The organism is Enterobacter sp. CP102, from assembly GCF_025152625.1.
Classification (GTDB): Bacteria; Pseudomonadota; Gammaproteobacteria; order Enterobacterales; family Enterobacteriaceae; genus Enterobacter; species Enterobacter soli.
Genome location: NZ_CP104014.1, coordinates 1,664,424 through 1,675,787, shown reverse-complemented (window position 1 = coordinate 1,675,787; position 11,364 = coordinate 1,664,424). Strand labels below are relative to the sequence as shown.

The 11,364-nt window shown below is 48.9% G+C and carries 9 protein-coding genes and 1 tRNA gene; 3 read left to right on the top strand and 7 right to left on the bottom strand.

Annotated features, from left to right (window positions below; genetic code table 11):
* Positions 1 to 22: 22 nt before the first annotated feature.
* Positions 23 to 790: an alpha/beta fold hydrolase gene (locus N1249_RS07750; RefSeq protein WP_259836416.1), complete on the bottom strand. Its 768-nt coding sequence runs from the start codon at positions 788 to 790 to the stop codon at positions 23 to 25.
* Positions 791 to 936: 146 nt separating this feature from the next.
* Here N1249_RS07750 and N1249_RS07745 point away from each other — a divergent pair, with 146 nt between their 5' ends.
* Positions 937 to 1,803 carry a LysR substrate-binding domain-containing protein gene (locus N1249_RS07745; protein ID WP_259836413.1) on the top strand — a complete coding sequence of 289 codons (867 nt, stop codon included), beginning with the start codon at positions 937 to 939 and terminating at the stop codon, positions 1,801 to 1,803.
* Between the two features lie 38 nt (positions 1,804 to 1,841).
* On the opposite strand, the gene N1249_RS07740 is transcribed toward N1249_RS07745, so the two are convergent.
* On the bottom strand, positions 1,842 to 2,240 hold the full coding sequence (locus N1249_RS07740; protein WP_182060958.1) for a helix-turn-helix domain-containing protein: 399 nt from the start codon (positions 2,238 to 2,240) through the stop codon (positions 1,842 to 1,844).
* Between the two features lie 111 nt (positions 2,241 to 2,351).
* Here N1249_RS07740 and namA point away from each other — a divergent pair, with 111 nt between their 5' ends.
* The gene (gene namA, locus N1249_RS07735) at positions 2,352 to 3,428 is read left to right on the top strand and encodes an NADPH dehydrogenase NamA (RefSeq protein ID WP_259836407.1); all 1,077 of its coding nucleotides are present in this window, start codon (positions 2,352 to 2,354) and stop codon (positions 3,426 to 3,428) included.
* Positions 3,429 to 3,736: 308 nt separating this feature from the next.
* On the opposite strand, the gene N1249_RS07730 is transcribed toward namA, so the two are convergent.
* From N1249_RS07730 to N1249_RS07715, 5 genes are all read right to left on the bottom strand, one after another.
* Positions 3,737 to 5,944 carry a peptidase domain-containing ABC transporter gene (locus N1249_RS07730; RefSeq protein ID WP_259836404.1) on the bottom strand — a complete coding sequence of 736 codons (2,208 nt, stop codon included), beginning with the start codon at positions 5,942 to 5,944 and terminating at the stop codon, positions 3,737 to 3,739.
* The gene (locus N1249_RS07725; RefSeq protein WP_259836401.1) at positions 5,944 to 7,197 is read right to left on the bottom strand and encodes an HlyD family secretion protein; all 1,254 of its coding nucleotides are present in this window, start codon (positions 7,195 to 7,197) and stop codon (positions 5,944 to 5,946) included. The genes N1249_RS07730 and N1249_RS07725 overlap by 1 nt, the downstream gene beginning before the upstream one ends.
* Before the next feature lie 662 nt (positions 7,198 to 7,859).
* A complete protein-coding gene (locus tag N1249_RS23250) occupies positions 7,860 to 7,982 on the bottom strand; it encodes a hypothetical protein (RefSeq protein WP_409193170.1) in 123 nt (40 codons plus the stop codon).
* A gap of 606 nt (positions 7,983 to 8,588) precedes the next feature.
* Positions 8,589 to 9,032 (bottom strand): hypothetical protein, encoded by a 444-nt coding sequence (locus N1249_RS07720; protein ID WP_259836398.1) that lies wholly within the window; start codon positions 9,030 to 9,032, stop codon positions 8,589 to 8,591.
* 242 nt (positions 9,033 to 9,274) lie between these two features.
* Positions 9,275 to 9,362, bottom strand: a tRNA-Ser gene (locus N1249_RS07715).
* 177 nt (positions 9,363 to 9,539) lie between these two features.
* Here N1249_RS07715 and N1249_RS07710 point away from each other — a divergent pair.
* Positions 9,540 to 11,363 (top strand): iron ABC transporter permease, encoded by a 1,824-nt coding sequence (locus N1249_RS07710; protein ID WP_259836395.1) that lies wholly within the window; start codon positions 9,540 to 9,542, stop codon positions 11,361 to 11,363.
* Position 11,364 lies beyond the last annotated feature (1 nt).

Sequence of the window (11,364 nt, the reverse complement as noted above, 5' to 3'; positions counted from 1 at the left end):
GAACGGTAATCAGCTTTTTTAATTACTTCTGGGTATTTACCGCATCAAGAATCACGTTCGCTACGGCATCTGGCTGCGAGATATGAGGAGCATGGCTTGCGTCCAGTGTCGTCACGTTAGCATGAATTTTCTTTGCCATGGCTTTCTGCAGATCAGTGTTAAGCATATGATCCTGGAGACTGACGATATACCAGGATGGCTTTTTCTCCCAGGCGGCATCAGTTATTTTTTCTCCAAATACCTGTCCATTTGTAGGTTTCTGGGTTGCATACATCAAAGCTGCTTGCTCGGCCGACACATCCTGCGCCAGATGTTTAGCTACACCTTCACGGGTAAGCTTCAGATAACCGCCGTCATCGGCCTCTATGTGGTTGAAGCCTGAAGATGTGGGATAGTTTTTGTTCAAATCACTTACAGTTTCCCCCACCGATGGAGCGAATGCTGCAACATAGACAAGAGCCTTAACGTTATCGTTATTCGCACCTGCCTCAGTAATTACTGCCCCACCATATGAATGTCCAACCAGAACAATGGGCCCTTTGATTCGTGCAAGCGCACGTCGTGTCGTTGCAACATCATCTGACAGCGTGGTGAGTGGATCCTGTACGGCAACCACGTCCAGCCCCTTAGCCTCAAGCAGGGGAATGACTTTGTTCCATGCAGAGCCGTCTGCAAAGGCGCCGTGCACAAGAACCACGGTCGGTTTTTTTGATGTTTCGCCTGGAGTTGTTGCCATTGCCGAGCAGCTCATGGCTGCCGCCATCAACAAAGACAGGGATACGTTTTTCATAGTGACACCTTACTTTATGTTTAAAAATACAATCCGGTTTGATGCCGGAGACTGATTTAAAATGTATATTCAAAACATAAATGAATAAATCGTCATAAAAAGACAACACCTGAAACAAAGAGGCTCAAATGGATCGGTTTAGTTGCATGAAGACGTTCATCAGAATTGTCGAGGCTGGCACGATTTCATCAGCGGCAAACGAGTTGGGGCAATCCTCCCAGCTGACAGGGAAGCAATTGCGCACTCTTGAACATAGCCTTGGTGTACAGCTTATCAGTCGTACGACCCGGAGTCAGAGCCTTACAGACAGCGGACATCTATTTTATGAAAGAGCGAAAATTATTCTGGCAGAAATGGAAGAAGCGGAAAACTTGATTTCCGAAACCCGGGCAATCCCCCGTGGCAATCTTAGAATCAGTGCACCAATCACCTTTGGCAGTCAGGTGCTTGCCTCGAAGTTGCCGGAATATCTCAAACAAAATCCCGAAGTTTCGCTTGAATTATGCTTGTCGAACCGGACTGTTGATCTGGTTGAAGAACGCTTTGATGCCGTATTTCGTACGGGGGAACTGCCTGACAGCCAGTTGCTTGCCAGGGCACTGGCACCTTATCAGATGATTATTTGTGCTGCGCCAGAATATCTCAGACAGGCGGGCAAACTCCGTGTACCACAGGATTTAAAAAAGCACCAATGCCTGATATTTACACATACTTCAATGCGGACGGAATGGATATTTCAGGGTCCCGATGGACAAGTATCTGTCCCCGTCACCGGCAGGTTTAAAACCGACAACAGCGAAGCCTTACTCGCTGCCGCACTCTCGGGACTAGGTATAATTATGCAGCCGTATGCGCTGATGAGTGCGGAGATTGCTGCCGGGCGGCTTGTTCGGATACTTCCGGATTATGAAGTGCCGGGCCGGCCGGTCCATGTTCTTTATGCTCAGGACAGGAGAATGACACCACGGTTACGCAGTTTTATCGATTTCTGCACTACCCATTTTAGCCAGTAGAAGCCAGTCTGACCGGCAAAGTTCTGGCTGGTTCTTTCTCATTTCGGATTGCCGAGGACCTTCTTTAGCTCCTCGATATCCTCTTCGACAGCCGTTTTAAGACCACGACGTTCAAGCCACTTTCTTCCCCAGATGCTTAGATCGAGAACCAGCTTGTTCAGTTCCCTGCCTTCGTCACTGAGTGAATATTCAACCTTGGGCGGAACGACAGGGTAAACCTGGCGAATAATCAGACCATCCTCTTCAAGCTCACGCAGTTGCTTGGTCAGTAAACGCTGATTGATGCTGGTTAAAAACCGCTGTAGTTCGCTAAAACGAAGCGTTCCGTCTTTAAACAAGTGATAGAGAATTACCCCCTTCCATTTCCCTCCCATAATATGCAATGCAGCTTCCATTGAACATCCTGGGGCCGAATCGTAGTTGCGTAATTTCTTCATATATCCCTAAGTTACCTTTTTGTAAGTATGTGCTTATTTTTAGCGTATTAACAAAATTAACTCATATGGTACTTTTAGCGGGCTAAATATCAACCGCTTTCTGGAGAAGAAATGTCAGCTTTACTTTTTGAACCCATCACTATCAATGGTGTTGAATTCCGTAACCGTATTGCCATGTCCCCGATGTGTATGCATTCGGCCTCTGATGACGGCCACGTTAATGATTTCCACGTTATTCACTATGGCGCCCGTGCACTGGGAGGCGCAGGCCTAATTATGCTGGAAACCGCTGCTGTACTGCCAAACGGTCCAATCGGCCCTGGTGACATTGGTATCTGGGATGACAGCCACGTAAATGGACTGTCCCGTGTGACTAACGCGATTCACCGTTTTGGTGCGAAAGCCGGTGCACAGATCGGTCATGCTGGTCGTCAGTTGGGTATTGATCTGCCATCCATTGCACCGTCTGCGATCCCGTTCACACAGGAGTCCCGTGTGCCGCAGGCAATGAGTATTGAGCAGATCAACGAAGTCATTGAGGCATTCCGCCAGGGAGCTCGCCGTGCACGTGAAGCCGGATTTGATGTTATCGAAATCCACGGAGCCCACGGCTACCTGCTGAATCAGTTCCTGTCACCGCTGGCAAACAAGCGCACTGATGAGTACGGTGGTAACCATGAGAATCGCTACCGTATCTTTCGTGAAGTCATTGATGTAGTACGTAGCGAGTGGAAGGGGCCATTGTTCCTGCGAATCTCTTCAACCGATTATGTTGAAGGCGGAAACCGTCCTGAGGATTTCCTGATCTACGGCCAGTGGATGAAAGAACAGGGTATTGACCTCATTGACTGTTCGAGCGGTGGAATTGCGATGGTACAGGTAAACACTTATCCAAATTATCAGGTACCCGCTGCTGAACTGCTGCGTCGGGAACTGGATATTAAAACCGGGGCTGTTGGTCTGATCGAAACGGGCCGTCAGGCAGAAGAGATTCTGCAAAACGGTCGCGCAGATATAGTCTTAGTTGGCCGAGACATGCTGAAAGACCCGTTCTGGGCCCGTACTGCAGCCGACGATTTGAACGTTACCCTTCCGGTTCCAGCCCAGTACACACGCTATGGTTCTGGCTGGCAGCGCTCGCAGCCACGACTGCCGGCAGTTGAGCTGCAAAGTACTGTAGAACATTAGAGGTTGTACCTGTTCCTGGAAACTCTTTGTTATAGCCCTCAAAATTAAAACAGAAGTACTTTCCCATTGCCCCTGCTTGCTGACGCGGGGGTTTTTTATTATGGCCATCTAATGTTGTATTACCGGTGGTCAGGAAAACGCACCCGTTATCAAAGAAAAAACGGATTGTAAAACATACTCATCAAATCATACCAACGTCCGCTGTTGGCACAGAGCTGACGTTTGAGTGTTGCTCCACCCTGGATGCCTGAACTTATCTTTGATACTCATAGCAACAGTTTGATCCAGAGGTCGAATTTTAGATTGGGTCATATTTGGATTATTGGCTTATCGTTATGGCCATTGACAGATTCGCCACCACATGTTCTCTGCGGTATTTTTAGTTCCGTGCAATAACCATCTTCCAGATACAAAACCCGGTCCGCAGATGCAATAGTTTCGGGGCGATGGGCAATTAGCAGGACAGGTAATCCCAGCTTTCGTAGCGTCTGACTTATCTGAATTTCACTCTCAACATCAAGATGGCTGGTTGCTTCATCGAGCAACAAGAACCCCGGTTTCTTATACAGTGCTCTCGCCAGCAGAATACGTTGCTTTTGTCCTCCGGAAAGTCCTCCACCTGTTTCCCCGATTAATGTCTGATATCCCATCGGCATTGCCATTATATCGCTGTCAATAAGTGCAAGACGGGCACACTGATTCATACGTTCAGGATCGCGGTCATCACTGAAAAAGATGATGTTATCTGCTATCGAACCCCGGAACAGATGGTCATCCTGCAAAACAGTACCAATGCGTCGGCGTACCCGGAAATAATCAGGGTGGGTATGCGGGATGCCAAATGTGGTGATCGTTCCTTCATCAGGGATATGAATTCCCAGAATGAGTTTAACCAGCGTCGATTTACCACATCCGGATTTACCTGTAATAGCGACCACTTCGCCTGGCTTCAACGTCAGCGATACGCCGCGGAGAATAGGCTTATTGCTACCCTTGTGGCTGAAAATTATATCTGCCAGCGATAACGAAACATCGGTATTTACGGACTCTATTCCCCGGAATACAGAGGGTACGGTAGATACCCTGCCATCCTCCTGAACAGGTTGCTGCTGATGGCCTTCTGTCGGGGTTAGCACAATGTCAGCCAGACGCTCGTTATAAACATCAAGCATACGCCAGGCAAAAAACTTATCCGTCAGGCTGCTGATACTCGAAGAAAAACGCATCTGGTAAGACAAATAAGCCACCAGCATCCCAACGGTAAAGGTACCGCTCAGTACTTCGTCAGCACCTTTCCATAAAATAGCCGCCGATACCATACTGCCGGTCAAGGTATGCGCAATGTCATAACACATCAGCAGGCGACTCTGGCGTAACTGTGTATTTCTGCGGATTACGTTTAAATTCAGCCATGCGGCTTCGCGGTGGGCGGTCACACCGTTTATTCTCAGGCTCAGTATCCCGTTGAGTGTTTCAAGAAAATGCCCGGACTCTCTTGCACCGGCATCCCAGGCATCTTCCGCCGACTGCCGCAGGGAAGGATACCAAAGCGCTCTCAGTACACCGTAAATGATGGCTGCCAGTACCGCGATCAGCGTCATTTCAGGGCTGTATAGCAACATCATGCAGAGGGCTGTCACGACAAGCAGTACATCAAGAATACCTTCCAGTACCTGCGAGGTCAGTGCCTGCTGGATAGTATTTACCGCATCAAACCGGGCATTAATACTTCCCTTGCTACGCGCATCGAACCAGGACAGAGGGAGGCGCACCAGATGATGAAACACCCAGGCCGTCCACTGCATATTAAAATTGACGGAAAGGGTGATACTTGCCCACTGACGGGCCAGTGACAGCAGCATCTGAGTCAGCGACAACAGCACCAGGGCAATGATAATGACGGTTAACAGGCCTCGATCGGCGGCCACAAGGACCTCATCGATTACCAGTTGGTTGAGAAGAGGACTTCCCAGCGTCAGGAGCTCCAGTGCCACGGCAAAAATGATTATTCGCGACATTGCAGGGAGCAGACCGGTCGTCCTACCTATCAACTGGCGGAGACGTATTTTTTTTCTTTCATCCCTGACGGTGAAATCGCTGGCTGGCATCAACTCCAGCGCAACGCCGGTGAAATGCTTACCGGCCTCCTGAATAGAGAGGGTAACTTTCCCTTTGTCGGGATCATATATAATCAACTGGCTCCCGCGGACCTTATGAAGCACGACGAAATGATTCATATTCCAGTGGAGAATACACGGCAGTGATAAGGATTTCAGATCTTCCGGTTCTAACCTGACCGCACGGGAGGACATTCGGATACCGGCTGCACACTCAATTAACCTTTGAAGGGTCATCCCATGAGTACTGATGCTGAAGCGTTCACGGAGTGTAGGTAAATCCGTCTGCAGGCCATGCCAGCAGGCCATCATCGCCAGGCACGCCAGGCCACACTCCGCTGATTCTGTCTGACGAATCAGGTGAAACCGTTTTTTCCCTGTCCAGTTTAGTGATTCCATTACAGTTTTCCTTTCAGGCTCCAGAGCGGTTCTGTCAGCCACTCCCATAAATGACGTGTATCCAGACTGACATCACCCTCAAGCGTCATACCGGGGCGCAGTGTTTCTTTTTTTCCATAAGCCAGGATAAAGGACTTATCCGGTACGACTATGACGCGGTAATGCCCTTCATTCTCCTTCCATGTCACAGGGGATACAGAGAGTAAGTCCGATGGGGTCAGCGTTGTACGGCTGATTTCACGTATGGTTCCGTATTGAACGCCAAACTTCTGATAAGGAAAGGCAGCGAACCGCAGAGCCACACGCTGCCCCGGCTGAATGAACCCGGCATGTTGACTGGTGGCATAGAGTTCAATCTGCAGACGTGCGTTGTCAGGCACTACCGTCATTACAGGCTCCGAGGCTCTGACAGACTGCCCCTGTCTGACCAGCACTGCTGCAACGGTACCGGATACGGGCGACGTCAGGGTGAAATTCTCCTGTCCTGCCAGTTCGTCCTGCTGTTGCCTGATCCCCTGAAGCTGTCTGTCCAGCTCGGCTCTACGGCTTTCCCCCAGGACGATGAGGTGATTAAGATCGTCTTCAGCGGCTTTTCTTGTGGTGCTCAACTGAAGAAGTCCCTGACGCTGGTCCTCAACGTTTTGTTGTGTCGCAGAGACATCAATTTGTTTCTGCTGGAACTCTATATCCGAAACGTAATGTGTGCCGGCCAGTATTTTATAGCGCTCCATGACGGAGGTGGCTAGCTGGACCTGACGTTCAGCCAGCATCAGCCGTTGCTCAGCACTTTTAATCTGTGGTTGCAGGGAGGTAATTCGCTGTCGCAAAGCTTCCTGCTGCTGGCTGTTATCCCGTGATTCCAGAGTCTGCTGAGAGGCCAGCATGGTATATTGTGTCTTCAGGGATTGGCTCATGGCCGCCAGCGTACCGTCCCCCTGTCCGTTGTAATGTTCGCCGCTAATGTGGTAAAGAGATTCCCCGGCGGCGACATGCTGGCCTTCACATGCCGCCAGCCTGGTGACGTACCCGGCATACTGCGGGGTTATTTTTATTAACCCGGATGAGGGCATTACAATGCCAGAGAGATGTGCCTTACGGCTATAGCTCCCATAATAAACAAACGATGCAACACTCAAGGATAAAAAAATTGTTGCAACTGCTATTAAGGACGTACCTAAAGATGATGGAATGATGATATCGCCGTGTGAGGTTTCATTCTGATGTTCTAAAGATTCCTTTCTGAACACAACCATATTTGTAATAACCTGTGCATTAAAAAATAAACACCCTCATTTCTGAATGCTGGAGGATAGTGAAAGGAAAAATTTCTTTAATTCCGCCGCCAAATAAAAAAGATAAAATAGCAAATGGAATTACCTTATATAAAAATATTGCGTATGCATTATACAAAATGTCAATGAAGTAATAACCTCGGGAAGTAGTAAGTATTTCTTATACACTATACAGATAAAACCATACATATACCCTTAATGCCAGATATGTTTTTATCGTTGTAACTCCCACCAACCCATCATTTGAAGAACTCCCCCTCTTAGCCTCGCTCCCCAAAGAGGAGCGAGTTATCTTAATATGGACGAAACCAGGTAGAGAGTTTGTAGCGTCCCAAATGAGTAACTATTTTTTCCTAACCCAGAAATAAGCACCACAAACCAAAGCAACTATAATTGCCTGAAGTGAGTACAGATAAATATCACTAACATTTAAATAATTTAATATCAACCTAGATGAGAATAAAATCATAAACAATAAAAAACAAAATACCATTGGTGCCATAATAATTCTGACTACATCAGTAAAATTGGCTTTACTCATCATTTTCTCATTAACTTTATATCATCAATTATTATTGATGATGTTATATAAGGAAAAAATCAATAACTAACTACAAATATTATTACCAGCGATTGCAAGTTCCGATACCGACAGGGGTGTGAGATACACTTGGTGCATCATGAACACGATCTGCGATATTTCCGCCAATATTTGCGCCAATGCCTGAACCAATAGCCGCACACATAGGCCCTCCAACTTCGGTCCCAATAGCAGCACCTAGAGCCCCACCGATAGCAGAACCAATGTCGTGCCCTATTCCACTAGACCCCTTAGAGGAACCACTGGAGGATCTCCCTGAATTAGAGCAGTCGTGATCACCTGCATTACCACCACCACTGACCTGAGCTATTTCATCAAAACGTAATTCTCTTATGCTTGACATAAAATCCCTCTTTTATCTTGTTTAACATTTCGTGCGAGATGACTATTGCACGCACAAAAAGTGTGTGAAAAGTGAATGCTTGTAAAAATATGTAAACTTATGATTTTTTCACAAGATATTTGGCTTAAAGCGTAGAGAGGTCAATTCAAGTGTTTTTACAACTACTTATCTTTGTAGGCGAACGACTCAATGTATGCCTGCATTACTTTTCCTGGTCATATTTCGGGGAGTCAACAGAGCCTAAACTCAGTAGTCTCAAGGCTAATCAGAACAATGGCAGTATAGTAATGATGATTTCTAAATGGGTATGACATGCAATGCAGATGTAATCAGTTAGTTACACCTCACAGACACTAAGTTAAACTGAGTCAGTGTATGAGACACTGACTCATGTGTAATTAAGATATTTTATCTAGACTTACCTGAAATTATATACAAATTCCAGAGAACGATAACTGCACCTGCAATATAAAGCAGAGCATTGAGCTGATTACTTTGTTTGAACGGTTCTGGCAGGATGCTCATCATCCTGAATGCACCAACGTTAGCAAAATAAGTGAGGATTGTCAGGCATATCGGGTATTTTATCCCCAGGTCTCTCATTCTTTTCGTCATGATCAACATGCAACAGTATACCGATATCAGAAGCAATACAGCCAGCAGCAGAAGCATACTTAATAGCAACCAGGCTGGTATTACCTCTGTAACAGGGGCACTAATTATTTTCACCGTTAAAGCCGTAACAACCAACTGAAATAAAACAATCAGAAACTGATAACAAAGAGCACTAAAGCGGGAAAGCTTTTCTGTTTTCCAACCAGAGAAAAAAGCCTTCCGTATAGACCTTGACATTATTCTTCCTCTTCTCTTTTAAATGAACACTTATCCCTTATAAGAGCATATACATTTCAGAGGTCTTACGCATCTATTTAGCGGATGCGAGCGCTATTATTATAAAGATGACTCTGTGCATAGAAACGTCAATTCACCACCTTGTTATCGCTTTGCGACAAGGCGCAGACCAGGTCAGCTTACAGTTTAAGCGTCAGAAACGAAAAAACCCTGCGATATTGCTATCGCAGGGTTTTCGAATTTGGCGGAAGCGTAGAGATTCGAACTCTAGAACCCTTTCGGGTCGCCGGTTTTCAAGACCGGTGCCTTCAACCGCTCGGCCACGCTTCCAAAGTGAGGCGCACTATAAACATCTCTGCGCGCTATGTAAAGCAGGAATTGAAGATTTTGAAAGTGTTCCTGTTTTTCCTGTCCCGGACATTTTTGCACATATGTGCAAAAAATTAGCAAAACTGTAACATTGTCCCGATATATTCCCGACTGTCTTTCACAGTCAGGGGTAAACGCGTGTCTTACCAATCCGATATCGACCCACGCTACAGCACGTGGCGCAAGGTCCGCCATACGCTGTCAATTGTCAGCCATGAGCCCGCCAATCTTCTGGGTGCGCTGCTGCTGATGCTGTTCAGCTGGATAATCCTCGCACCGGTGATGTCGGTGTTGCTGAATGCCGTTCTGGTTCAGAGCGGTGATGAAGGCCGCACCGGGGCAACAGAAGGAACATTTACCGCCTGGTACCTGCTGCGTACGTTAACATCACGCATGTCAGAGCTGCTGCTCTGGACGCCGCTGCTCAATACCCTGGCGGTGGCGCTGAGCACTGTCGCCATGGCGTTAATCGTCGGTGTCGCGCTGGCGTGGCTGATTAATCGTACCGATATCGCAGGCCGAAAATGGTTTGCCACCCTGCTTATCGTGCCGTTTATGCTGCCTTCGTGGACCTTTGCGCTGGCGTGGAGCACCATTTTCAAAAACCACGCCATCGGCGGCCAGCCGGGCTGGCTGGAGGCCATGGGCATCCAGACCCCGAACTGGATGGCCTACGGCTATTTTCCGATTGTCACCATTATGGTGCTGCACTACGCGCCGCTGGTGATCCTGATTGTCGGGAACGCCCTGAAGCGCATGGACAGCCAGATGGAAGAGTGCGCCCGGGTACTTGGTGCCTCTCGCGGGGTAATTGCCTTTAAAATTATTATCCCGCTGGTGCGCCCCGCTCTGCTTTCAAGCGCGCTGCTGATTTTCGCCGACTGCATCGGCGAATTCGCCCTGCCCTACATTCTTGGCCTGCCGGTGCATTTCGATACCCTCTCCACCGGGCTGTACCGGGCGATAAGTACGCGCCAGTCAGGCGTGGCGGCGGTGATTGCAACGGTCATTATGCTGATGGGGATGCTGACCCTGATGCTGGACATGAAAATGCTGCGCGAAGCGAAACGCTTTGTGACCCTGGGCGGTAAAGGCGTAATGGAACGCCGCCGCACTCTGGGCCGCTGGCGCACCGCCGCTGCCGCGCTGCCGCTGCTGTTCGTACTGCTGGGTGTGGCAATCCCCCTGCTGACCCTGTTCCTGTCGACGGTGATGATCCTGCCAGGCCGCTTTACTGCCGAAAACTTTACCTTCGATTACTGGATTGGCCACAACCTCGATACCGTGGCCCTGCACAACGGCATTCTGCTGACGCCGGAATTCTGGCACACGGTGTGGAACACGCTGGTGATTGTCGGCTCGGCCTCCATCGCCTGTGGCGTGCTGGGCCTGCTGGTGGGTTACGCGGTAATGCGCTGTCACTTCCGCTGGGTTGCGGCCTTCCTGCGTCAGCTGACCTTCCTGCCGTATCTGGTGCCCGGCATTGCCTTTGCCACCGCCTTTCTTTCGCTGTTTGCCGTGGCCCGTGGGCCGGTTCCGGCGCTGTACGGTACACCGCTTATCCTGATCCTGGCGCTGATTGCCGAAAAAATGCCCTACGCCAGCCGCTCGGGGATCGCGGCGATGACCCAGCTCGGAAAAGAAGCCGAAGAAGCGGCGCGGATCGCCGGAGCGGGCTGGTTCGCCCGTATCCGCCGCATTGTTATCCCGATTCAGGCGGCGCCGCTGGCCACCGGGATCCTGCTGCCGTTTATCTCAGGAATTAAAGGGGTCAGCCTGTTTGTGATCCTTGCTACCCCGGCAACGGATGTGATGACCACCTGGTCCCTGCGACTGATTGACTACAACTACCAGCAAGCGGCCAACGCCGTGGTGCTGATGATTGCGCTGATTTCATGGGCTGGCACGGTGATTATTCAGAAAATCACCGGCACCGGTCTGGCTGATGGCCTGGAGAAATAAG

Excerpts from the sequence above, each read along its gene's own strand:
- N1249_RS07750 (WP_259836416.1), bottom strand. The coding sequence starts at position 790 with ATGAAAAACGTATCCCTGTCTTTGTTGATGGCGGCAGCCATGAGCTGC.
- N1249_RS07745 (WP_259836413.1), top strand. The coding sequence starts at position 937 with ATGAAGACGTTCATCAGAATTGTCGAGGCTGGCACGATTTCATCAGCG.
- N1249_RS07740 (WP_182060958.1), bottom strand. The coding sequence starts at position 2,240 with ATGAAGAAATTACGCAACTACGATTCGGCCCCAGGATGTTCAATGGAA.
- namA (WP_259836407.1), top strand. The coding sequence starts at position 2,352 with ATGTCAGCTTTACTTTTTGAACCCATCACTATCAATGGTGTTGAATTC.
- N1249_RS07730 (WP_259836404.1), bottom strand. The coding sequence starts at position 5,944 with ATGGAATCACTAAACTGGACAGGGAAAAAACGGTTTCACCTGATTCGT.
- N1249_RS07725 (WP_259836401.1), bottom strand. The coding sequence starts at position 7,197 with ATGGTTGTGTTCAGAAAGGAATCTTTAGAACATCAGAATGAAACCTCA.
- N1249_RS23250 (WP_409193170.1), bottom strand. The coding sequence starts at position 7,982 with ATGTGTGCGGCTATTGGTTCAGGCATTGGCGCAAATATTGGCGGAAAT.
- N1249_RS07720 (WP_259836398.1), bottom strand. The coding sequence starts at position 9,032 with ATGTCAAGGTCTATACGGAAGGCTTTTTTCTCTGGTTGGAAAACAGAA.